This window comes from Cohnella rhizosphaerae, assembly GCF_029525575.1.
Classification (GTDB): Bacteria; Bacillota; Bacilli; order Paenibacillales; family Paenibacillaceae; genus Cohnella; species Cohnella rhizosphaerae.
The window spans coordinates 1-22,077 of record NZ_JAPDIA010000003.1 but is presented as its reverse complement, the minus strand read 5'-3'; the positions used below and the strand labels follow the sequence as shown (position 1 = coordinate 22,077).

Here is a 22,077-nt window from a genome sequence, read left to right as displayed (position 1 = left end):
GGGTGTCCCCAAGCCGTCCCGCAAATGCAAAACAGGCAGCCGAGCCTGTAACGGCGCGACTGCCTTAAAGATCCCAAAAGCTCAGTGCTGCAAATCGATGCGGACCTGACCTTGTTCATTGCACAGCATGACCTCGACGGACTCGGTTAGAATGTCGGCATAGCTGTACGAGACACGCTTGAACGCATTCTGCTCCTGGTCCAACTTGACGATGAACACCGACGGGTAAATTTCTTCGAGAACTCCCGTGCGTTCGATGGTTTTACGGCGGCCACCGTTGGCGCGGAGCATGATCTTGGATCCGATATGCGGCTCCAAGCTTCGTTTGATATCCAGAAGCGCGTTCTTGGACATGTCCACTACCACCTCTTTCCCTGTAAATTATACCTAAATACAGGGGAGGTGTCAAGGGGTTAAATATTATATCAGCGGACAAGAATTATTGTCAATAATGTTTTTCCAATATCATTTTATTTTTAAGCAAAATGAGTCTGAGGAAACAGGATTCAGCCAAATTCCGCGGCCGGTAGGGTCGGGACGATGTTCGTCGGCTTGATGTTCGGAAGTCCGATCCGGTATTTGCCCAAAGATTCCACGCCGCCGACGCCCCGCATGCCGCTGATCGTATGGGAGATGACGTCCGGCAGGTCGATCGTCTCCCTGAACGGCGTAAAGGCCGCGCGGACGGCGACGTAGACCGGATCGAGCGCGTGGATCATGATGCGCGCCGGCGAGCTGGCGAAGTTCGCGCCCGCGGACATCAACGCCTCAAAGTGCGACTGACAGGCGCCTGCGACGACGATAAGGGAGTCCTTGCTCTTGTCGTAGCTCCGCGCGGTCCGGACTGCCTGAAGGAAGTTGCCCGTGTTTTTGTAGCTCGACAGCTGCTCGTAGTCGGTCCTGTTCTTGTAGACGCCGTCGTGGCCCGTGATCACGACGATATCCGGCATCACCTTCGGCAGCAGGTCCGCTACCGCGGCGGCCATCTGCGATTCGTGGCAGTGCACGCCTTCGGCGGGCATTCGCAGCTGCCGATAGACGGCCATGCTCTTTTTCAAATAATTGACGTCGCCGTCCAGATGGAGTACCTTGCCCGGCATCTCGAAGTACGGTTTGCGCTTACCGCTCGAAGCCTCTTCCTCCATGCCCTCGCGGGCGTGGGCGCGCTCCGCTTGCATCCGTCTCACCGATTCGCCGGCCTGCACGCGGGCCGTCCGGGGGCCGCGCAGCTCGTCCGGGTTCCGTACCTGCTCGAGGTCTCCGACAGGCGCGTCCGCGAGCAGCCGATAATCCGTTCCCCGCAGCACCGCCGTATGCTGCAGCAAGGCCGCGATCCGGAACAATACATCGCCGCCGTACGATTTGCGGACGACCAAGTCCCCTAGCTTCATGGGCGAATCACCTCTTCGTCTATCGTATGGAGAGGCAAGCCCGAAGGTGCACGCATGAACGCAAGCGAGGGTTCCCGCCGCTATGGCAGAAACCCTCGAATTTTATTCGATCATGCCGGCGGCGGCCAATGCCTCGGACAGCGTCGCGAACTCCTGAAGCGACAGCGTCTCGCCGCGGCGCTCGGGCTTCACGCCGCACGCCTCGAGCTGGCCGGCGAGCTCGCTCTTGCGCGCCTTGCCGACCAGCGTGGCCAGGTTGTTGTGCAGCGTCTTGCGCCGCTGCGCGAAGGCCGCGTGCACGACGCGGAAGAAACGCGCCTCGTCGGACACTTCGACCGGCGGCGCAGGTCGCTTGGTCAGCCGAATGACGGCGGAGTCGACGTTCGGCGCGGGGATAAAAGCGCCGGACGGCACGACGCAGACGATGTCCGGCACGCAGTAGTACTGGACGGCGATGCTGAGCGTGCCGTAGTCCTTGCCTCCGGGCCTCGCCGCCATCCGCTCGGCGACTTCCTTCTGGACCATGACGACGATCCGGTCGAGCGGCAGCTTGTGCTCCAGCAGCGTCATCACGATCGGGGTCGTCACGTAATACGGCAGGTTCGCGACGACGCTGACCTCGCTGCAGCCTGCGAACCGGTCCGCCCACAGCTTCGCCAGGTCGGTCTTCAACACGTCCCCGTGCACGACGGATACGTGCGGATAGGGCGAGAGCACCTCTTCGAGTATCGGGATGAGCCGGTTGTCGATCTCGACCGCGGCGACCTTGCCCGCTTCCTGCGCGAGCCGCTCCGTGAGCGCGCCGATGCCCGGCCCGATCTCCAGCGCTCCTTTTTCCTTGGTCAGCGCCGCCGCGTCCACGATTTTGTCCAATATATTCTTGTCGATCAGAAAGTTCTGACCCAGGCTTTTCTTAAACGTAAACCCGTGCTTGCGGATAATGTCCTTCGTCCGCGTCGGCGTCGCGATGTCCATGGCGCCCATAGCCGTTCCGCCGGCTTGCTTCGTCATTCGCCTACTCCCTCTCTCGTCAGCTGCCTCAGCGCCTCGGCGAACTCCGCCCGCGTAATGCGGAACATCCCCAGCCGCTTGTAGAACTGCTTGCCGTTGGCATAGCCGATGCCCAGCAGCTCGCCCATGCGCTCCCTGCGGCTCGCGGCTGCCGGGTGCACGATCAGCCCCGCGTCGATCAGATCCGCCCAGGCGATCTCTGGCTCTCCCGCATCGTTCGCTTCGCCAACCGCCGCAGCAGCTACGCCCGCTCCCGTGGCGCCCGTCTTGTCCGCCTGTCTCGCTTTGGACGCGTCCGCACCCGAAGCTGGCCGCTCGGCCGGCTGCGCAATCGCCCCTTCGGCACCGGCCGCAGCGCCGCCGCCCGCCGATACCCGCACGCGAGCCAGCGCTGCGCGTATCGCCTCCGGGCTCGCGTGCTCGACGCCGATCCCGTCCTTGCCGCGCGCATCGGCCTTCGCCAGAAACGCATGGCTGCAGCCCGGCACTCTCGCCTCGATGATCTTGCGAATCTTCTCTCCCGGCACGTCGGGATCCGTGAAAATAATGACGCCCCGACGCTCGCGGGCCAGCTCGATGCGGCGCAGCACCTTGTCGTCGATCGCCGAGCCGCCCGTCTCGATCGTATCCGCGTCGACCGCCCTGCGGATCGCCACGGTATCCTCCTTGCCTTCCACGACGATCATCTGCGCGATTCTTGCCAGGCCGATGCCGTTCACCCCGCTCGCTCCGTTCGTTTCCAAGTTCGTTCGGCTCTTCGCCGATTCAACGCTCCATCGTTCGCGTCATGCCGTTTGTTCATTGCCGTCCGTTCATTGCCGTCCGTTCATTGCCGTCCGTTCATTGCCGTTGCGCGCATTCCGTTCACGTCGTTCTGTATGCTTTATTATAGCCCACATCCCGGAAATGACAAAGGGAAGGGGTGTGCGCCCCTTCCCGGAATGCGGCGACCCGACCAGGCCGCCGCCAAAAAAACTTGCCGCTCCGACATTAAAACAGATACGAAATCCGCTAATAGCGGGTAATAATAACCAAGTCGCTTGTCAGTCGGCCGACGGCTTAACCGGACCGATCACGTATACGGTAAATCCACGTTTCTTGCCGAACTTATTCGCATACCTCTCGCTGTCGAAGTAAACGTCGATTTTTTTGCCGTTGATTGCGCTGCCGGTATCTTCCGCGCGGCGGAATCCGATGCCCTCAATGTAGACCCACCAGCCCAAGGGGATGATGTCGGGATCGACGGCGATCGTGCGGCCCTCGGATACCTTGGTGCCGGAAGCGGTGATGCCGTAGCCGGCGTCGCCGACATCCTTGCCCGTCGAAGCCGGACCGGCGGAATACGCGGTCAACGTGACGCCGGACAGGACGTTTTTTACCTTCACGGCTTTGCCGTTCAGCTGGAGCGTCTTCGCGGCGTTATCCGATTTGTTGAAAGCAAGCGATACGACGGCCGCCTTTTTCTTCGCGCCGACGGCTACGACTTGCTGCACGATCGGCTGATCGAGCGATTTGTAGATCAGTTGCTCGTCGACGAGCTTGCCGTCTTCGTAGACGCGTTCGAACTTTTTTGACCAGCAGGCCCTGTTTGCCCGTCTGCACGACCTTCGTCTTGCCTACGAGCAGGCTCTGGTCCGCGGTCTTGATGACTTTGTAAGCCATCGGGTGCTCGGTCGTGACGACCTCGCGCTTGACGCGAACGACCTTCACCTGCAGACCCTCGTCGATCTTCGCCGTGAGGGCCGGCGTCACTTTGTCTTCCGCGGAAAGCGCGATGCCTTCGTCTCTAAGCAAGTCGCCGACCGTCCGGACAGTTGTATATTTGGTCTCTTTCTTCCCGTCTGCGACGAGCTGAACGCTCATGGCTCGATCAATGACGACCCGCGTGCCGTCCTCTACCGAGGACGTGAGCGATGCCGACAACCGATCGTTTGGACCGACCGTGATGCCCGCCTCCTTAAACAAAGCGGAGACATCGGAAGTACGGGTTTGGATGACGGTAGATTTCCCGCCGTCCACGACGGTCACGCTCTTGGCGGACGCGCCGTGCAGCAGCATGATGAGACAGATGGTAAGAGCAAAGGACAAGATTGCGCTCAAGAGAATCAAACGCAGATGCTCATGCAACCATCGCGCTGCGGTAAGCTTGCCGGTCGGTCGTGGATCATGGGTCCCTTGGAGGGGAATTGCACCCATTTTCTCGTTCCTCCTTCATAGCCTCGCCGTCGACTGTTTTACATGATATTCGTCTGACGCGACTATCCATTTGTGATAACGGCGCTGGAAGCTTCGTGTGGAGCGGCTTGCACACGAGCGAATTTGCGCCGCCTTGCCCAGCTGTATAGGCCTGTCATGCGCCTGCCGATCCATCCCTTGCGTGCTTCCAACGAGCGGTCTTTGCCTGCGCTTTGCGCCGAATGGGCGAATTCGGGCATAAAAAAAAGCCTGCGACAGAGGGCCTGGTCGTGGCTTCCGCTCAACTGGACGAGGGACGATGGGGCGGCACGAGTTTGCCTCTCTCTACTACGCTTGCGAGGTTAGCTGTCGGGTTCGGGCGTCGAGAGTCTGCCCTAAGCGATCAAGCGGTCGACCGTCAGCCGGACGGTGCCCGTCGTTCGCCATTCACCCCAAGATTGCTCGGCCGCTCGGACATCGGCATGCGCCGATATCGTCCGCGTCGGGTCCCCCGCTCTCCCTGCTTGGGAGATTAAGCGCACTGGAAAAGGAATGTCATATTCGGACTTCTGGATTAGATAATAACCCGCATGCCCCGAAGGTGTAAAGAACGTGCAAAGAGCGAATTTCAGCGTTTTAAGGCAAATAGAAGCCATTTTTTCAGGATTTCAAGAGCAAAAGCTAGTTTTATCTTAGAAAATATTTATTTTTCTTCGATTGTTGGCGCTTTTTCTTCGAGTCGGAAACAGACGCGCGCATTTCGCTCCGTAATTTCTTCTATTTTTTCCCTAGAAAGGCCTGTGATTTCCGCCGTAGAATCGGCTACGAATTGCACGTAAGACGACTCGTTTCGCTTGCCACGATAGGGGTGGGGGGTAAGGTAAGGAGCGTCCGTTTCGATCAACAATCGGTCTAAAGGGACACGCGCCAGCACCTCTTTGGGAACGCGCGCGTTTTTGAAAGTGACCGGTCCTCCGAAGGAGATATAAAAGTTCATGTCCAGGCATTGCTTGGCCGTCTCCCAACTGCCGGAGTAGCAGTGCATGATACCCCCCGACCTCGGCCGCGCCTTCTTCGCGGAGAATGCGGACGACATCTTCATGCGCGTCCCGATTATGGATGACGATCGGCTTGCCGAGCCTTTTCGCCAGTCGGATCTGTTCGCGGAACACGACGTGCTGGACGTCCTTGGGCGAAGTATCCCAATAATAGTCGAGACCGATCTCTCCGATCGCCACGACCTTCGGATGGCTGCACAGCGATTCGATCCAGGCGAGGTCCTCCTCCAATCGCATATCGACGGCATCCGTCGGATGCCAGCCTACGGCCGCGTAGATAAAATCGTATTTTTCGGCCAACGCGATCGTCGTCGGAATCGTCTCCCGGTTAAAGCCGATGTTCACGATCGCGCCCACGCCCGCCTCCCTGGCGCGCGCGATCACTTCTTCCCTGTCGTTGTCGAACTTCGTTGAATCCAGATGAGCGTGCGTATCGAATAGCATGTCGCGTCAATGCTCCTTTGGTCGAATGGCTTGGACTTGCGGACGAATGGCGAGATAAGACCTTCTATAAACCCAGCAGCTCTCGAATCTCCGGCTTCAGCCTATCGATATGAGGGAGCACCAGGTCTTCGGGATAATAGATATAATATTTGCCGGTATGAAGGCCCGCGATCGAACGGACGATATCGCTTTTGAGGGAAATCTCCGTCAAGCGGTCTTTGTCGTCCAGCACGAGGACGGGCGTCTTTTCTTTGGGTTCCGGATCCGGCGAGCCCGGTTTGTATACGTCGTACGGCAGGTTCGTCGGCGTGTCCATTTGCAGGTGGTAATCGGGATGAAGGCCGATCTCCTCCCACGCCTGCCGGAGCTTCGCTTCCAGTGTTTCGTGGTATCCTTCGAGGGGTACATACTTGTACAACCGGCGGTTTAAAAACCGTTTACATAAGTCTGCCAATATATCGTCTTCTTCATCCGACCATTGGCCGAACGCGGTTTGCACCATCGCTTCGTCTAGCGCAAGATAATCCCGGAGCCCGATCGTGCCGTTCAATAACTGCGCCAGCGGCGGCAGCAGGAACTTGAACGCATAGCCTTCCCGGTACAATTCGCGCGCCCTCATGAAAATTTGCCTCAATACGATATCCGAACTGCGCGTAACGGGATGGAAGTAAATCTGCCAATACATTTGATATCGCGACATCAAATAATCCTCGACGGCATGCATCCCGCTCTCCTTCACGACGATCCGTCCCCGATAAGGACGCAGTACGCGCAGAATCCGATCCAGATCGAACGTACCGTAGTTCACGCCGGTAAAATAAGCATCCCTGAGCAAATAATCCATCCGGTCCGCATCCATCTGACTGGACACCAGACTCACGACGATCGGTTTGTCGTAGTTCTTGCAGATGACGGCCGCGACCTGTTGCGGGAAGTCCTCGCTAACTTCCTTTAATACCTGATTGATCTCGGTATCTCCCAGTATGATCGCGCAGGACCATTCTTCGTGATCCGTATCGAACACTTGTTCGATGGCGTGGGAAAATGGACCGTGTCCGACATCATGCAGCAAAGAAGCGCATAAACTGACCATTTTTTCCTCTTGCGGCCAGTCCTGGTATCCGTTACGCTCAAATTGACTGATAATTCTTCGCGTGATATCGTATACGCCCAGCGAATGGGAGAACCGGCTGTGCTCTGCCCCATGGAAGGTCAGGTACGAAGTCCCCAACTGGCGTATGCGCCTCAATCGTTGGAATTCGGCGGTATTGATGAGTTTCCAGATCGTCGCTTCCTGCACGTAGATGGACTGGTGAACGGGGTCCTTGAATACTTTTTCCTCCCGAAGACGGTACATGCTCGATCACCTCGTTGGTTTGGGCTTCGCATTCGACAAACGCTTGTGATTTTTGTCGAATGGTGTCATCCGCTAATTTTAAGAACAAATCCCGTTTTTTACCTCTTATATCAATCAAATGGGGGTAATCTGTGGAAGTTAGCGGGTTTTCAGCTAAATTTCAGCTAAAATTGCCGCTATTTCTGGTTGACTTATTTGGGAATCGTTGGTACGATAGATTACGGAAAACAAAGAATTTTGTCGAATGATGGCGAATATGCGGAGGTTCTCCGGCAGTTCGTTTAATCTTATTTTACGCGAATGAGGGAGGATTTCCAAATGTTGAAGTCGACGGGCATTGTACGGAAAGTAGATGAGCTGGGTCGCGTGGTCATTCCGATCGAGCTGCGCAGAACGCTGGGGATCGGCGAGAAGGATGCGCTGGAAATCTATGTGGACGGCGAGCGCATCATGCTGAAGAAGTACGAGCCGGCTTGTATCTTCTGCGGCAATGCGGACAACGTGATTTATTTTAAAGGAAAAATCGTTTGCAGAGAATGCTTGAAGGATTTGCCTGCAACTGTGTGACAAATTAGAGAATTTCGTTTATAATGGAAGAAGCACTTACCAACATCGTTATTTCTAACCTTTTTTATATCTCCTTGCACCCCTCCCGGACCTAGTCCGCGGAGGGGTCTTTTTCTTCGTCAAGCAGCATCTGGTAGACTTCCCTGCGGGATACACCCAGGTCCCGCGCCGCGAGCCGCATCGCTTCCTTGCGGTTGTCGCCGTTCTGCGCTTCGTACCGGGCAACATGCTGGGACGTCGTCAACTCGGACCACCATGCATCGCCCGAATCTGCAGCCGAAGCGGCGGATGCGTCCGCGCCTTCAATGACCAGGCAGCATTCGCCTAGCGGCGGATTCGCTTCGATATATTGCAGGCAAGCCTCGGCCGTGCCTCGCACGATTTCCTCGTGCTTTTTCGTCAGCTCCCGCACGACCGCCATCCGTCTGCCCCCCCCAACGCTCGGCAACCGCCTCCACGGTTTTTTTGAGCCGATGCGGCGATTCGTACAGCAGGAGCGTCGCCTCTTCCCGATCCAAGCGAGCGAGGAACGTCTCGATCCCTTTGCGGTCGCGCGGCGGGAATCCCGCGAACAGGAACCGGTCCGTCGGCAGGCCGGACACGATGAGCGAGGATAGCGCGGCGTTGGCGCCCGGCACGGGAACGACCGGGATGCCTTGGGCGGCTGCCGCGGCGGCGAGATCGGCGCCGGGATCCGAGATGGCGGGCATGCCCGCGTCGCTGACGAGAGCGATCGTGCTGCCTTCGGCCAGCAGCCTGACCAGCTCCGGCCCGCTCGCACGCTTGTTGTGCTCGTGGTAGCTGACCAGGCGCGTCGAGATCTCGAAGTGCGTGAGCAGCTTGCGCGTCTGACGCGTATCTTCGGCGGCGATGAGGTCCGCTTCCTTCAGCATGCGCACGGCGCGGAAGGTCATATCTTCAAGGTTGCCGATCGGCGTCGCGACCAGATAGAGCGTGCCCGGTCCGCCAGGCGCGCGGGCGCCGAAGCTTTTCTGAACTTGCGCCTCCAAGCTGCCGCCGGACTGCTCCTGCTGCGGATGCGTTTTTTCTTCGCGGGCTTGCTCCCTTCCGGAAGGATCGGCTGTCTGCTTCGATTTGTGTTTATGCCGTTCGCGTTTCTCCTTCATCGCTTCAAATCTCCGCCCCTTCGTTCGCTTCAGTGCCGTTTAATTCCTTCTTGCGCCCGTAAAATACGTCCAGCAGCTCCTCAGTATACGTACGGCCTTCGCCCTCGTACACGATCAGCGGCGGGAGGAGCCGGAGTTCCGGACGACCGCCCAGGCTAGCCTCGATCAGCACCATGTTCGCTTCCGCGCCTGCGCGCGAGTGCACGAAGCGCATCCGCTTCGGCTCGAGCCGGTACCGCTGCATGGCGGCCATGATCTCCGCTAGCCGAGACGGACGATGGACCATGGAGACGCGCCCGCCCTCGCGGACGCTGCGCGCAGAAGCCGATACGACATCCTCCAGCGTGCATCCGATCTCATGGCGGGCGAGCGCCTGATGCAGGTTGCCCTTATGCTCTCCGGAGCCGACGGGTTTGTACGGCGGGTTCACCGTGACCGCATCGTAGGCTTCGCCGCCTTGCAGGGCGGGCAGCGTCTTGAGATCCGCCTCCCGAATGGCGATCCGCGACTGCAATTCGTTGTAGGCGACGCTCCGCCTCGCCATGTCCGCGAGCCGCGGCTGCAGCTCGACGCCCTCGATCGCCGCGTCGGTTCGCGTCGCGAGCAGCAGCGGGATCACGCCGTTCCCCGTGCACAGATCGAGAATGCGACCCTTCTTCGGAATTCCCGCGAATCTGGCGAGGAGAACGGCGTCCAACGAGAAGCTGAAAACCTCTTTGCTCTGTATGATTTTGTACGCGTGCGTCAGCAGATCGTCCAGCCGTTCGCCTTCCAGCAACGGCGGCTTCCCGAGCGCGATGTTATCGTTTTCATTCAACGTTCAACGCACCGTCCCGAATTTTTTCTTCTATTATATATGCGTCATTTCGTACCACTTTTGTATACCGGTTTTTAACACCGGAGCACGTCTCTAAGCTTACTCGATTTGCGGATTCAATGCCACCTTCGGAAGGCCGGAGAGGTGACGGAACGGGCGACCGCAAAAAAAAAGCCGGCTCCCCCCGGATTGGAGAGTCGGCCGTACATGGTTAAGATCGACTAAGGCTTGCTGAGAAACGAGAGGCAAAACAAGCAATCGCCTTCCATCCGCAAATGCCCGTAATAGACGTTGCAGATATGGAACCCTTCGTGGTAGAGCCGGGCCAGGTTGTCGTAGCCTTCGCCAATGGACGACCCGGCCGCAGTCTCGGCTTGCTCCTGCTGACGGGTATCGGCCGGTTCCTCCGATACGTCGACCGCAGGTTCTGCCGCGAATTCAATGTTCTCTCGCTTGAAGATCTTGCGCAGCTGTTGGTTCTCGATGCGCAGCCGCTGGTTTTCCTCGACCAATTCCTTCATCTTGAGCTTCAGCGCGCCGAATTCCGTATGGAGGCCGCCTAGCTTCGCCTCGAGTTCATCCACGCCTAAGTATATATCCTTCATGGGCAAGCTCCACCTTAAAGCCAGGTTGTGTCGGTGACGATAGGTGCTGCTGGAATTACTTTACGACGACTTCTTCGAAAGGAAGCTCTTTGACCTTGCCGACCTCGAACAGCTGAACGTGAACGCTTCGGCTGCCCGCATTGAGACCGACGACCTTGCCGTCTCCGAACGAGGTGACGACGATCTTGCCGACGGCCGGCATCTCTTCCTTGGCGCTCTCGTAGTTGTCGTGTTCGAACTTGAGGCAGCACATGAGGCGGCCGCACAAGCCGGAGATCTTGGTCGGATTAAGCGACAAGTTCTGGTCCTTCGCCATCTTGATCGAGACCGGCTCGAAGTCCCCCCAGCCAGGAAGAGCAGCAGAGCACGCGGCCGCAGGGGCCGATGCCGCCCAGCATCTTGGCTTCGTCGCGAACCCCGATCTGACGGAGCTCGATACGGGTCCGGAATACGCCTGCCAGATCCTTGACCAGCTCCCTGAAGTCGACGCGTCCTTCGGCCGTGAAGTAGAAAATGATCTTGTTGCGGTCAAACGTGTATTCGACGTCCACCAGCTTCATGCGGAGCTGATGGTCCTTGATTTTCTGCAATCCGATGGCAAAAGCGTTTTTCGCCGCATTCCGGTTTTCCTCGACTGCATGCGCATCGCTGTCCGCAGCGACGCGTATAACCCTCTTGAGCGGAAGGACGACGTCGGCTTCGCCGACGGTCTTCGGTCCGATGACGACCGTGCCGTATTCGACGCCCCGCGCAGTCTCGACGATGACATGCTGGTCCTTGGCTACCGGATGTTCGGCTGGGTCGAAATAATAGACCTTGCCCGCCTTCTTGAAGCGGACGCCGACAACCTCGTACAAAACTACCCCTCCCGTACGCCGGCGCAGACGCTCCGATGCGGTCTAACCCGCCGTCTGCGCGGACGTCACTAGAAATTGCTCGAAAGCGAGCTGCGGCTGCACGTTCGCCTTGATGCGGCGGACGGCGGACAGCGCCGCTTCCATCGACCGGGTCCAGGCATGGACGCTTCGGGTCCAGGCCTGCTTGGAGAGCCATTCCGCTTGGTCGGGAAAGACGAGCCTCTCCTCGCGGCCGGTCATGACGTAAATCATATCTCTATACCATAAAGCAAACAGTTGCAGCAAAATGTCGGTATGCTCGGATAGATCCGTCTTAAACACCTGGGTCTGCGCGGTTAGCAGCACGCCAGGGAACCGGGACGGGATCTCCCTGCCTAATTGTATCACTACGTTTCGGATTTCTGCAAACCAATTCTCGGCTGCCAGCGCCCGCGCGGCTTCGAACCCCGCGGACAAATGCACGACCGATTTGGCGATCAGCGGCGGCGTGCCTTCCTGCACGAGCAAGGCCTCCATCGCCTTCGGATCGCCCGGCGTGAACGGCACGAGCTGCGTCCGCGATACGATCGTCGGCAGCATCGCCTGCTCGCTCGGCGCGATCAGGATGGCCACGACGGGCGACGGCGGTTCCTCCAGGAACTTCAGCAGGCTGTTGGCCGCCTGGGTCGTCATCGTCTCCGCCGCCTCGATCACGTAGATCTTGCGCTGCGAGCCTGCGCTGCGATACGACAGCTCCCGCTGGAGCTCGCGGATCTGATCGATCTTCACCGTCTGTCCGTCCGGGACGATCCGGTGCAGATCGGGATGGTTGCCGTGTTCGACCTTGCGGCACGTCAGACATTCGCCGCAGGCATCGTCGCCGCCGCGCTCGCACAGCAGCGTCATCGCGAACGCCTGCGCCAGCGCGCTTCTTCCCGATCCTTGCGGACCCGCGAACAAATAAGCGTGAGCGATCTTGCCGCTGCGGAGCATGCCTTGAAGGAGCCTTTTAGCCCGATCCTGGCCCGGTACCGATGCGATCGCCATTGCGCTGAACCTTCTCTCGTTGATGAACTAAAATTTATTGCAACGGCTTGAGCGCCGTTAGAATACCAGGTTGATCAGAAGTCCCCGAATCTCGCCGACCTTTTGCAGAAGCTCCAGCCGGCCTTCTTCGCTGCCTAGGAGTTCCTCGCCCATGGCCACGAGCATCGAATCGACTTCCTCCAATATTTTGTATCGTTTGCCGCGTCCGCGACGATCCCAGCCCTTCGTCTCCTTCAGGGCGATGCCGCGCTTCAGCGTATCTTCAAGAAAGCCCTTGACCATCATCCGGTACAGCTTAAGCTCCCGGACGGTCATCGAACGCATGAGACGGTCGCCCTGCAGGCGAATGTCCTCCAGCTTGCGCTGCAGCTCCTCCTGGGAGCGTCCCTCTTCGTTCTGCTGCATCAGATCGCCGAAGTTCGGCATCTCGCGCGGACGAGCATTCGTATCCGCACGCTGAATCTTATTGTTCGGGGGAAAATAACCCGGCTGGATCTTCATCCCGCTTCACATCCCGCCTGATAGTTAGAAGTGTTCGAATCGTTCGACCGGGACGACGAAGACGGCTGCGCCGCCCACCTGCACTTCGACCGGAAACGGAATATAGGAGTCGGCTGCGCCGCTGACCGGAGAGACAGGGGTAACCAATTGGTCGCGCACTTTGCAGTTGGCACGGATGACGTCGAGCACCTGCTGTACCCGTTCATCCTCGATCCCGATCAGGAACGTCGTATTCCCGGCTTTGAGGAATCCTCCGGTACTAGCGAGCTTCGTCGCGCGGAATCCTTCCTTGATGAGCGCATTGGAGAGCCTGTTGCTATCCTTGTCTTGTGCTACGGCGATGACCAGCTTCATCCATCATTCCTCCCAATTCAATGTAATATGATGATCTTCTCTTTATAAAATTTGACGCCGCCGCTTCAAATCCTGCCTCGCGCCGCATTTTGCAAGCGCTATCCCGCGCTTTGCCGCCGCTATCCTATTCACTTCGATCTAAAAAGCGATCCAGAACGCCGGCAACCGCCGCGAACACGTCCCCGATATCCGGATTGGCATCGATGCGCACGATACGGTCCGGGTAGCGCGCCAGCGCCTCCTGGTAGCCCTCGCGCACGCGTTGGTGAAAGGCCGAGGATTCCAGGTCCAGACGATTGATTTCCCGTTCTCCATGCGCATGGATGCGTTCGATGCCGACTTGGGGGTCGACATCCAGATAGATCGTCAGATCCGGGAAGACGCCCTCGATCGCGAACGCGTTGATCGACATCACCTCATCGATGCCAAGTCCTCGGGCGAATCCCTGGTAAGCCAGGCTACTGTCGACAAAACGATCGCATAAGATCGTCTTACCCTGCTCGAGGGTAGGAACAATCTTCTCGACGAAATGCTGCCTGCGGGCCGCCGCGTAGAGCAGCGCCTCCGTGCGGCCGTCCATGGCGGTATTGCCGTTGTCCAGCACGATCGCGCGGATCTGCTCCGCGATGGCGATGCCGCCGGGCTCGCGCGTCGCCACGACCGTTAGGCCCTTATCGCGCATGTAATCGAGCATCATGAGGGCGATGGTCGACTTTCCTGCGCCTTCGTTGCCTTCTATGGTAATGAAATGGCCTCTCTTCATCCTGCGAATGCTCCGATTCTGTGTACTGGCAGACTTCCAAAACGTCTACTCTTCTCTATTATAGCCTGAAACCTTCCCTGGTTGAACGATTATCGTCGAAAGTCTGCGATTCCCGCTCTTCGCGGCCAGCGCCCCCATGCCCCACAGCAATCCGTAAACCGCGGCGGCAAGCGCGCTGGCTGCCATAATATCGAAGCATACGTTAAACATAAAGAGGTGCTTGCCGAGATCCGCTTCTCCGTCTCCCATGAGCGACACGGTCACGGCCATCGCGCCAGAAGCCCCTATGACGGCCAGCGTCTCCGCCAGCAGCCTTCCGCCTAGGCGACCGGCGCTTCTGCTTCTGGCCCACCACGCGGCGAGCAGCGCATAATAGACGACGTAGCACGCGGCAAACCATGCCAGCGTATTCGGCATGTGCCGATGCTTCCATTCGCTCCAGGCACTGAACGCGTAAGAGAGCTCGCTGCGCTCCCGCCCCGCGGACTGACTGTAATTTCCCAGGTAATAGGGCCTGACGGCCGTCCCGTTCTCCGCCGCCTTCTCCAGCTTGCTCACGAACCGCTCGGGATGGCGTGCGTAGTATAAGGCAATGTCGCGGTGCGACAGCTTGTCCAACACCTCTTTTCGAAGCGTAGGATCGCTCTGGGGGACGATCGTGTCATTCTGAAAATAATTCGTGCCCGCCAATCCTGCGTACTTGTCCGGAATGCCCAGCTCGCGCATATCCCGCTTGAGGTCGGGCGTATCCTTGAGCGCGCCGAAAAAGATCGATTGGTACAGGTTGATATGCCTGAGCTGATCCGGCGCCAGCGCCATCATGAGAACGGCCGATAGCGCGAGGATGCCCGCGCCGACCCTTGCGCGTAAACGCCAGCCTTGGTCGGGACGGAGCGCGGCCATGCGCCAAGCCAGAAGGGCTAATAGGAAGCCGATAGGCGCGTTCTGGATTTTGGACGTCGCCAAGGCGACCCCGGCGCCTACGAACAATGCCAGCAGCCATGCCGAAGGCGGGCGAACCGTCTGCTGCGGCTCGTCGTTTGGCACCTTGGCGCTTCGGAGATTCGGATCGACCTGCGATGCGATCGCGACCGCCGCGCCTAATGCAAGCATGGTAGCGACCAGGGCGTAAGGTTCCCCGAAGAAGGATTGATAATAAGCGGTATAACCGACGTCGCAAAAGAAAACGATGCCGATGACCGCTACAAGAGCGGCCGCTGCGCCGGTAGCGTATTTGCCGCGCATCTTCGGCGCATAACGAACGAGAAGCCATAAGGCAGCCAGCATGAGCGCCATATAGCAGAAACCGAGCACGCGAATATCGAACGTTTGCGGATCGATGAGCCTTCCGATCCCGCCCGCGAGGGCCACAAGCAGCACATGCGTGGATACGTACCCGCCGGAAGTAAAGCCGCCATAATGATAAAGTTGATGGGCATAGCCAAAATAACGATCCGAATAAGCCTCCTGCGGATCTGCATAAGCGATTCCAGCAGCTCCCATAACGCGATTGAAGTCGCCGTTGTCCGCTACGCCGATGACGGGCGGCACGAATAGCAGATACGCCATAATGAACGCGGCTTGCGCCCAAGGCAATCCAAGCCGCGATGACACGCGAATCCACTCTTTTGCGGGATGCTTCGTCGTTCATGCGCTATCCCCTTCCGTCAGGACTCGAATGGTCGACAACGATTCGTCCGCCGCTCCCTGGAATCGCGCCCCGGCAGCCGCCAGGCGTGTCAGCTCCTCGACAACGGCTTTCGATATGGATTCTCCCGGGTACAAGAGGGGAATGCCCGGCGGATAGGGAATGATCCATTCGCCGCAAACGCGTCCCGATGCCGCCTCCAGCGACACGCTCGACGTATATGGGATTCGTCTCCGAATCGTAACTGGCTCCGGGAGCTGACCGTACGCAATGGACATTGACGAGTTTCCCGGGGAGCTTTTCATCGCGACTTCCTCCGTTCGAGAGCTCTCCATCCTCTCAGCATCAGCATCCAGCTCTCCGGCGATTTTGTTCAAAGCTTGCAGCAAGACAGCCGCGTCTTCTTCCCTCGTACCGGGTCCGAGCGCCAATACCGCATATTTCGCATCCGCCATCTCGGCGACGCAGCCATGCGCTTCCAGCCTCGTTTGGAGCTCGAATCCGGACAGCCGTTCCATTTGGTCCCTAATGGATAACTTCAGAGGATCATTGGCGTCGAGCGCCTCGAAAGGCAACCCGGCTAACGCTTCTCGTATAGCTTGCGCTGCCGCAAGCGCCGGCTCGAATAAGGCGGGCCCTTGCATTTGAATGGCTCTCCGGGTCAGGTCGAGCGAAGCCATGAGCGGGTAAGACGGACTCGAGCTCAGAATCATGCCAAGCGCCTGCCGTATGGCAGGTCGGTACACAAGATCGCCTTGCATATGAAGCATGGCGCTCATCGTGAGCGAGCTCAACATCTTATGCGTCGATTGAACGACGACGTCGGCCCCCGCTTGAAGTGCGCTTCCGGGAAATGCCGGATGCAGCCCGAAGTGGGCGCCATGCGCTTCATCGACCAGAACCGGCATTCGCCTTCCATGGGCAGCTTCAACCAAAGGCATCAGATCTGCGGTCATTCCATAATAGTTGGGACTGCTTAAGATAAGGGCTTTCGCCTCCCGGTATTTCTCGATCGCTCGTTTGACAGTCTCTAGACTGGGCGCTATAGCGATGCCCGATTGATCATCCGATTCCGGCGTCAAAAAAACGCATTGGGCTCCCGCTAGCGCCAGACCGTTAATAATGGATTTGTGGACGTTGCGCTGTACCAGCACGAGATCGCCCGCATCGCAAATCCCAAGGATCATGGCCAAATTGCCCGCGGTGCTGCCGCCGACAAGAAAACGCGTCTCTTCCGCTCCGAAGCAGGCCGCCGCCAGATCTTGCGCCAAGGCGATCGCTCCGCTCGGATCGTGGAGATCATCCGTATCCGACAGCTCGGTGACATCGATGTCCATCAGCATGCCGAAGTCTGCCCTTGCTCCCTCATGTTGATCGCCGACGGTACGCTGCTTATGCCCCGGGACATGGAAAGGAGTTAACCCTTTTTGCGCATGGCTGACAAGCATTTCGAATAAAGGCGCTTGCTCGGGTTTTGCCGATCGCATGGTCATTCATTCCTCGCTTGGTTTCATAAAATTTTACATAATCACCATTATATCAGACCCGAAGTCCCTTCCCAAAAACACAAAAAAGCGCCGTCATCCTCCGGCACTTCTTCGTAATGGGCGCTTCAACCTATGCGGCCGGCCGTCAGCCTTCCGTATGCACCCACAATTGCTTCAACTGCTGAACAAAGTACGGATATCGTTGATCCTCGACCGGCGTATTCACCATTTCCGACTCGCACGAATGACAAATAAATGAACGCATGATCCGAATGCCTTCCCGATCGCCTTGTCCGCATACGATGCAGATTTTGCTATCCTCTTCACGCATGGCATTCCCGCCTTTGTTGGCTTATTACGAATAGTATGCCTCATACTCTATGAAAATATACCTCTTTCTAGCGCGTTGCAGTCGCCAATTTAATCATAATCGCACTTCGAGCCGATAGTAAGTACAGAAGCCTTAGAGCCGTACAAGGAGATCCTCTATGAAAATGCCCGAGCCTGCGCGCGAGGCCACCGTCTATCATTACAAGCTCATACGCAAAATTCCTTTGCGCCCGGAAACTAAATACAGCTACATGACAACCGCACTGTTAGGCGCAGGGTTCGTTACGGGTTTCTATGCCTGGAAAGGACTCGAATGCATGGCAGTCGGCCTGATCGTCATGGTGCTCATTCACGCGGTCGTTCTCCGCATCACCCTGCGCCGCGTAGATGCCGCAGCCGGCAAACGCTGGAGCTTCCGCATCGACTGGCCGTGGATCGGCCCCCTGCCTGTCATGGACACGAGTCTCGGCCTCTTCCGCCGGCTACACTTCCATTTGACGTTGGTCGGCTGCTGCGCCTCCGCACTGCTGTACCCGTGGGCGCATCCCGCTCTTGTCATTTCTCTGGTATACTGGCATTTCTGGCTGCTCTCGCCGCGACTCTCGCTGCTGATGCGCATGCGCAAAGAACGTGGCAATGGCGTCATCCGCCTGTCCGATACGGAAGTTTCCTACTATCATATTTAGAGACGTTGCGGAATTGCCATGGTTGAGGTCGTCCTTACTTATGTGCATTTCTCGCCAGTGTTTCTTCCCACCGCAGCCATTGCGTTGCGCCCATTTAGGCGAGTCTGCGGACCCAGTTGCCGCTATTCGCACGGTCGCGGGCGATTTCAAGCGACTTCGGTACAAATAACGACTTTCCGGTCCGCAACTTACGCAAAACGATGGATATCCGCAAAATAACGGCCACTGAGTCCGCTAACCCATCCGATGCCGCGCGTCCCGCCCATACTGTTCGCAAAACGCAAAAGAAAACCACCCTCCGAAGAAGGTGGTTCGCTTTGTCCTGCTATTGGCCTGGCGACGTCCGACTCTCCCAGGACCCTGCGGTCCAAGTACCATTGGCGCTGGAGGGCTTAACGGTCGTGTTCGAGATGGGTACGCGTGGGACCCCTCCGCCATAATCACCAGACCTGTTGTGCAGCGAAGCGCGCAAACGGTGTAGCCTGTTCAGGCTTAACCTCCTGTTTGGCATAAGCCATACAGCTTTGCAGCTTCACAGAGCTTGCGCCCTGAAAACCGGATGCGAAACGAAGATGCGCTAGAAATGCTCTTACCTGTGCGGCTTGCCGTTTGTTCCTCGGAAGGAACGGTAGGATAAGCCCTCGACCGATTAGTACTCGTCAGCTACACATGTTGCCATGCTTACACCCCGAGCCTATCAACCTGGTGTTCTTCCAGGGGTCTTACATACTGGGAAATCTCATCTTGAGGCGGGCTTCGCGCTTAGATGCTTTCAGCGCTTATCCCTCCCGCACTTGGCTACCCAGCGATGCTCCTGGCGGAACAACTGGTACACCAGCGGTGCGTCCATCCCGGTCCTCTCGTACTAAGGACAGCCCCTCTCAAATTTCCTACGCCCGCGACAGATAGGGACCGAACTGTCTCACGACGTTCTGAACCCAGCTCGCGTACCGCTTTAATGGGCGAACAGCCCAACCCTTGGGACCTACTTCAGCCCCAGGATGCGATGAGCCGACATCGAGGTGCCAAACCTCCCCCGTCGATGTGGACTCTTGGGGGAGATAAGCCTGTTATCCCCAGGGTAGCTTTTATCCGTTGAGCGATGGCCCTTCCATTCGGTACCACCGGATCACTAAGCCCGACTTTCGTCCCTGCTCGACTTGTAGGTCTCGCAGTCAAGCTCCCTTATGCCTTTGCACTCTTCGAATGATTTCCAACCATTCTGAGGGAACCTTGGGGCGCCTCCGTTACGCTTTAGGAGGCGACCGCCCCAGTCAAACTGTCCGCCTGACACGGTCCCTTCACCGGATTCACGGTGACAGGTTAGAACCTAGATACGATCAGGGTGGTATCCCAACGGCGCCTCCATTGAAGCTTGCGCTCCAACTTCTTAGGCTCCCACCTATCCTGTACAGACCGTACCCAAGTTCAATATCAAGCTACAGTAAAGCTCCATGGGGTCTTTCCGTCACGTCGCGGGTAACCTGCATCTTCACAGGTACTAAAATTTCACCGGATCTCTCGTTGAGACAGCGCCCAAGTCGTTACGCCATTCGTGCGGGTCAGAATTTACCTGACAAGGAATTTCGCTACCTTAGGACCGTTATAGTTACGGCCGCCGTTTACTGGGGCTTCGGTTCACAGCTTCGGGTTGCCCCTAACCGCTCCCCTTAACCTTCCAGCACCGGGCAGGCGTCAGCCCGTATACTTCGCCTTACGGCTTCGCACAGACCTGTGTTTTTGCTAAACAGTCGCTTGGGCCTATTCACTGCGGCCCCCCTCGGGCTATTCACCCTACCGAGGCACCCCTTCTCCCGAAGTTACGGGGTCATTTTGCCGAGTTCCTTAACGAGAGTTCTTCCGCGCGCCTTAGAATTCTCTTCTCGCCTACCTGTGTCGGTTTGCGGTACGGGCACCTTCTCCTGGCTAGAGGCTTTTCTCGGCAGCGTGAGCACGGAACCTTCGGTACTGTAATTTTCCCTCCCCATCACAGCTCAAGGTTAAAGCATGCGGATTTGCCTACATGCACCCCTCACTGCTTGGACGAGCTATTCCATCAGCTCGCGTTCTTGCCCTCCTGCGTCCCCCCCATCGCTCGTAACGGATTACGGTGGTACAGGAATTTCAACCTGTTGTCCTTCGACTACGCCTTTCGGCCTCGCCTTAGGTCCCGACTTACCCTGAGCGGACGAACCTTCCTCAGGAACCCTTAGGCTTTCGGCGGACAGGATTCTCACCTGTCTTTTCGTTACTCATACCGGCATTCTCACTTGAATGCAGTCCACCGGTCCTCTCGGTCCGACTTCTACCCGCATTCAACGCTCCCCTACCCAAGCGTTTCTAAAAGAAACGCGAGCCATAGCTTCGGTGGTGTGTTTAGCCCCGTTACATTTTCGGCGCAGAGTCACTCGACCAGTGAGCTATTACGCACTCTTTAAATGGTGGCTGCTTCTAAGCCAACATCCTGGTTGTCTTCGCAACTCCACATCCTTTCCCACTTAACACACACTTGGGGACCTTAGCTGATGATCTGGGCTCTTTCCCTCTTGACGACGGATCTTAGCACTCGCCGTCTGACTCCCGAGCATACATCCATGGCATTCGGAGTTTGACTGGACTTGGTAACCCTTGGCGGGCCCCGCACCCAATCAGTGCTCTACCTCCATGATGCTAAATCTCGAGGCTAGCCCTAAAGCTATTTCGGGGGAGAACCAGCTATCTCCGAGTTCGATTGGAATTTCTCCCCTACCCCCACGTCATCCCAGAGCTTTTCAACGCTCACGAGTTCGGGCCTCCAGTAAGTGTTACCTCACCTTCACCCTGCACAGGGGTAGATCACCCGGTTTCGGGTCTACGACTACGTACTCAAGCGCCCTATTCAGACTCGCTTTCGCTGCGGCTCCGTCTCTCCGACTTAACCTCGCACGTAAACGTAACTCGCCGGTTCATTCTACAAAAGGCACGCCATCACCCCTAGATCGGGCTCTGACTTCTTGTAAGCGCACGGTTTCAGGTTCTTTTTCACTCCGCTCCCGCGGTGCTTTTCACCTTTCCCTCACGGTACTGCTTCACTATCGGTCGCCAGGGAGTATTTAGCCTTGGCAGATGGTCCTGCCGGATTCCCACGGGGTTTCTCGTGTCCCGCGGTACTCGGGATCCGTCTCGGAGGGAGCAGACTTTCGGCTACGGGGCTTTTACCCTCTATGCCGGGCCTTTCCAGACCTCTTCGCCTAACCTGCTCCTTTGTAACTCCATGTGAGACGTCCCACAACCCCTGAGAGCAAGCTCTCAGGTTTGGGCTAATCCGCTTTCGCTCGCCGCTACTGACGGAATCACTCTTGTTTTCTTCTCCTCCAGGTACTTAGATGTTTCAGTTCCCTGGGTGTGCCTTCTCATGAGCTATGGATTCACTCATGGATGACTGGGCATGACCCCAGCCGGGTTTCCCCATTCGGACATCCCCGGATCAAAGCCTGCTTACGGCTCCCCGAGGCAATTTCGCTGTTCGCCGCGTCCTTCTTAGGCTCCTGGCGCCTAGGCATCCTCCGTGCGCCCTTAATAGCTTAACCTTTCGGGTCTAGCCAACAAGGCATTGTAGAGAATTTCTAATTTGCGCATTTTCGTTTCGCTATCCGGTTTTCAAAGAACAAGTTCTGCCCTCCGCCCATCTGACCAGCAGGCTGCGCGGAGAATAAAAATGGTGGAGACTAACGGGATCGAACCGTTGACCCCCTGCGTGCAAGGCAGGTGCTCTCCCAGCTGAGCTAAGTCCCCATGGGAAGTATTCAATTAAAACTTGGTGGTGGGCCTTAGTGGACTCGAACCACCGACCTCACCCTTATCAGGGGTGCGCTCTAACCAGCTGAGCTAAAG

18 protein-coding genes, 1 tRNA gene, 2 rRNA genes, 3 pseudogenes and 1 riboswitch are annotated in these 22,077 nt (G+C 57.6%); of the genes and pseudogenes, 2 read left to right on the top strand and 22 right to left on the bottom strand.

Annotated features, from left to right (window positions below; translation table 11 throughout):
• Positions 1 to 81: 81 nt before the first annotated feature.
• The 8 genes and pseudogenes from veg to OMP40_RS05495 all read right to left on the bottom strand — a co-directional run bounded on the left by veg (position 82) and on the right by OMP40_RS05495 (position 7,436).
• Positions 82 to 354: a biofilm formation stimulator Veg gene (veg, locus tag OMP40_RS05530; RefSeq protein ID WP_277529852.1), complete on the bottom strand. Its 273-nt coding sequence runs from the start codon at positions 352 to 354 to the stop codon at positions 82 to 84.
• 152 nt (positions 355 to 506) lie between these two features.
• The gene (yabG, locus tag OMP40_RS05525; RefSeq protein WP_277529850.1) at positions 507 to 1,391 is read right to left on the bottom strand and encodes a sporulation peptidase YabG; all 885 of its coding nucleotides are present in this window, start codon (positions 1,389 to 1,391) and stop codon (positions 507 to 509) included.
• Between the two features lie 102 nt (positions 1,392 to 1,493).
• A complete protein-coding gene (rsmA, locus tag OMP40_RS05520; protein WP_277529848.1) occupies positions 1,494 to 2,402 on the bottom strand; it encodes a 16S rRNA (adenine(1518)-N(6)/adenine(1519)-N(6))-dimethyltransferase RsmA in 909 nt (302 codons plus the stop codon).
• On the bottom strand, positions 2,399 to 3,145 hold the full coding sequence (gene rnmV, locus OMP40_RS05515; protein WP_277529846.1) for a ribonuclease M5: 747 nt from the start codon (positions 3,143 to 3,145) through the stop codon (positions 2,399 to 2,401). Before rnmV ends, rsmA begins: the two co-directional genes overlap by 4 nt.
• Before the next feature lie 300 nt (positions 3,146 to 3,445).
• Positions 3,446 to 3,895: a 3D domain-containing protein gene (locus OMP40_RS05510; protein WP_277529844.1), complete on the bottom strand. Its 450-nt coding sequence runs from the start codon at positions 3,893 to 3,895 to the stop codon at positions 3,446 to 3,448.
• Positions 3,822 to 4,490 carry a ubiquitin-like domain-containing protein gene (locus OMP40_RS05505; protein ID WP_277529842.1) on the bottom strand — a complete coding sequence of 223 codons (669 nt, stop codon included), beginning with the start codon at positions 4,488 to 4,490 and terminating at the stop codon, positions 3,822 to 3,824. The genes OMP40_RS05510 and OMP40_RS05505 overlap by 74 nt, the downstream gene beginning before the upstream one ends.
• A 423-nt stretch (positions 4,491 to 4,913) precedes the next feature.
• Positions 4,914 to 5,126: riboswitch (cyclic di-AMP (ydaO/yuaA leader) on the bottom strand.
• A 154-nt stretch (positions 5,127 to 5,280) separates the two neighbouring features.
• Positions 5,281 to 6,079, bottom strand: a pseudogene (locus OMP40_RS05500) (TatD family hydrolase).
• 64 nt (positions 6,080 to 6,143) lie between these two features.
• Entirely contained in the window at positions 6,144 to 7,436 is a 1,293-nt protein-coding gene (locus OMP40_RS05495; protein ID WP_277529839.1) for an HD domain-containing protein, read from the bottom strand.
• A 318-nt stretch (positions 7,437 to 7,754) separates the two neighbouring features.
• Here OMP40_RS05495 and OMP40_RS05490 point away from each other — a divergent pair, with 318 nt between their 5' ends.
• Positions 7,755 to 8,003, top strand: coding sequence for an AbrB/MazE/SpoVT family DNA-binding domain-containing protein (locus OMP40_RS05490; RefSeq protein WP_067781230.1), 249 nt, complete (start codon positions 7,755 to 7,757; stop codon positions 8,001 to 8,003).
• 91 nt (positions 8,004 to 8,094) lie between these two features.
• Here the strand turns inward: OMP40_RS05490 and rsmI are convergent.
• The 11 genes and pseudogenes from rsmI to OMP40_RS05435 all read right to left on the bottom strand — a co-directional run bounded on the left by rsmI (position 8,095) and on the right by OMP40_RS05435 (position 17,519).
• Positions 8,095 to 9,013: pseudogene (rsmI, locus tag OMP40_RS05485) on the bottom strand (16S rRNA (cytidine(1402)-2'-O)-methyltransferase).
• A 121-nt stretch (positions 9,014 to 9,134) separates the two neighbouring features.
• Positions 9,135 to 9,947: a tRNA1(Val) (adenine(37)-N6)-methyltransferase gene (locus tag OMP40_RS05480; protein ID WP_277529838.1), complete on the bottom strand. Its 813-nt coding sequence runs from the start codon at positions 9,945 to 9,947 to the stop codon at positions 9,135 to 9,137.
• 221 nt (positions 9,948 to 10,168) lie between these two features.
• The gene (locus OMP40_RS05475; RefSeq protein WP_420871898.1) at positions 10,169 to 10,552 is read right to left on the bottom strand and encodes an initiation-control protein YabA; all 384 of its coding nucleotides are present in this window, start codon (positions 10,550 to 10,552) and stop codon (positions 10,169 to 10,171) included.
• 55 nt (positions 10,553 to 10,607) lie between these two features.
• Positions 10,608 to 11,409 (bottom strand): annotated as a pseudogene (locus tag OMP40_RS05470) (PSP1 domain-containing protein).
• Positions 11,410 to 11,451: 42 nt separating this feature from the next.
• Positions 11,452 to 12,435 carry a DNA polymerase III subunit delta' gene (gene holB / locus OMP40_RS05465; protein WP_277529835.1) on the bottom strand — a complete coding sequence of 328 codons (984 nt, stop codon included), beginning with the start codon at positions 12,433 to 12,435 and terminating at the stop codon, positions 11,452 to 11,454.
• A gap of 57 nt (positions 12,436 to 12,492) precedes the next feature.
• Positions 12,493 to 12,936 (bottom strand): YaaR family protein, encoded by a 444-nt coding sequence (locus tag OMP40_RS05460; RefSeq protein WP_277529834.1) that lies wholly within the window; start codon positions 12,934 to 12,936, stop codon positions 12,493 to 12,495.
• A 24-nt stretch (positions 12,937 to 12,960) separates the two neighbouring features.
• Positions 12,961 to 13,290 carry a cyclic-di-AMP receptor gene (locus tag OMP40_RS05455; protein WP_067781248.1) on the bottom strand — a complete coding sequence of 110 codons (330 nt, stop codon included), beginning with the start codon at positions 13,288 to 13,290 and terminating at the stop codon, positions 12,961 to 12,963.
• A gap of 124 nt (positions 13,291 to 13,414) precedes the next feature.
• Positions 13,415 to 14,053 (bottom strand): dTMP kinase, encoded by a 639-nt coding sequence (tmk, locus tag OMP40_RS05450; protein WP_277529828.1) that lies wholly within the window; start codon positions 14,051 to 14,053, stop codon positions 13,415 to 13,417.
• 45 nt (positions 14,054 to 14,098) lie between these two features.
• Entirely contained in the window at positions 14,099 to 15,667 is a 1,569-nt protein-coding gene (wsfD, locus tag OMP40_RS05445; protein WP_277529826.1) for a glycan biosynthesis hexose transferase WsfD, read from the bottom strand.
• Positions 15,668 to 15,700: 33 nt separating this feature from the next.
• Positions 15,701 to 17,188, bottom strand: coding sequence for an aminotransferase class I/II-fold pyridoxal phosphate-dependent enzyme (locus OMP40_RS05440; RefSeq protein WP_420871897.1), 1,488 nt, complete (start codon positions 17,186 to 17,188; stop codon positions 15,701 to 15,703).
• Between the two features lie 145 nt (positions 17,189 to 17,333).
• Positions 17,334 to 17,519, bottom strand: coding sequence for a sigma factor G inhibitor Gin (locus OMP40_RS05435; RefSeq protein WP_277529823.1), 186 nt, complete (start codon positions 17,517 to 17,519; stop codon positions 17,334 to 17,336).
• 157 nt (positions 17,520 to 17,676) lie between these two features.
• Here OMP40_RS05435 and OMP40_RS05430 point away from each other — a divergent pair, with 157 nt between their 5' ends.
• A complete protein-coding gene (locus tag OMP40_RS05430; protein WP_277529821.1) occupies positions 17,677 to 18,204 on the top strand; it encodes a transposase in 528 nt (175 codons plus the stop codon).
• A gap of 331 nt (positions 18,205 to 18,535) precedes the next feature.
• Here OMP40_RS05430 and rrf read toward each other — a convergent pair.
• From rrf to OMP40_RS05415, 3 genes are all read right to left on the bottom strand, one after another.
• Positions 18,536 to 18,652, bottom strand: a 5S ribosomal RNA gene (gene rrf / locus OMP40_RS05425).
• Between the two features lie 181 nt (positions 18,653 to 18,833).
• Positions 18,834 to 21,773, bottom strand: a 23S ribosomal RNA gene (locus OMP40_RS05420).
• Between the two features lie 129 nt (positions 21,774 to 21,902).
• Positions 21,903 to 21,978 (bottom strand) — tRNA-Ala (locus OMP40_RS05415).
• Positions 21,979 to 22,077 lie beyond the last annotated feature (99 nt).

Bases quoted from the DNA above. Each gene is read 5' to 3' on its own strand.
- tmk (WP_277529828.1), bottom strand. From the start codon at position 14,053: ATGAAGAGAGGCCATTTCATTACCATAGAAGGCAACGAAGGCGCAGGA.
- holB (WP_277529835.1), bottom strand. From the start codon at position 12,435: ATGGCGATCGCATCGGTACCGGGCCAGGATCGGGCTAAAAGGCTCCTT.
- OMP40_RS05475 (WP_420871898.1), bottom strand. From the start codon at position 10,552: ATGAAGGATATATACTTAGGCGTGGATGAACTCGAGGCGAAGCTAGGC.
- rsmA (WP_277529848.1), bottom strand. From the start codon at position 2,402: ATGACGAAGCAAGCCGGCGGAACGGCTATGGGCGCCATGGACATCGCG.
- OMP40_RS05460 (WP_277529834.1), bottom strand. From the start codon at position 12,936: ATGAAGATCCAGCCGGGTTATTTTCCCCCGAACAATAAGATTCAGCGT.
- OMP40_RS05495 (WP_277529839.1), bottom strand. From the start codon at position 7,436: ATGTACCGTCTTCGGGAGGAAAAAGTATTCAAGGACCCCGTTCACCAG.
- OMP40_RS05455 (WP_067781248.1), bottom strand. From the start codon at position 13,290: ATGAAGCTGGTCATCGCCGTAGCACAAGACAAGGATAGCAACAGGCTC.
- OMP40_RS05430 (WP_277529821.1), top strand. From the start codon at position 17,677: ATGAAAATGCCCGAGCCTGCGCGCGAGGCCACCGTCTATCATTACAAG.
- OMP40_RS05490 (WP_067781230.1), top strand. From the start codon at position 7,755: ATGTTGAAGTCGACGGGCATTGTACGGAAAGTAGATGAGCTGGGTCGC.
- veg (WP_277529852.1), bottom strand. From the start codon at position 354: ATGTCCAAGAACGCGCTTCTGGATATCAAACGAAGCTTGGAGCCGCAT.
- OMP40_RS05435 (WP_277529823.1), bottom strand. From the start codon at position 17,519: ATGCGTGAAGAGGATAGCAAAATCTGCATCGTATGCGGACAAGGCGAT.
- yabG (WP_277529850.1), bottom strand. From the start codon at position 1,391: ATGAAGCTAGGGGACTTGGTCGTCCGCAAATCGTACGGCGGCGATGTA.
- OMP40_RS05440 (WP_420871897.1), bottom strand. From the start codon at position 17,188: ATGCGATCGGCAAAACCCGAGCAAGCGCCTTTATTCGAAATGCTTGTC.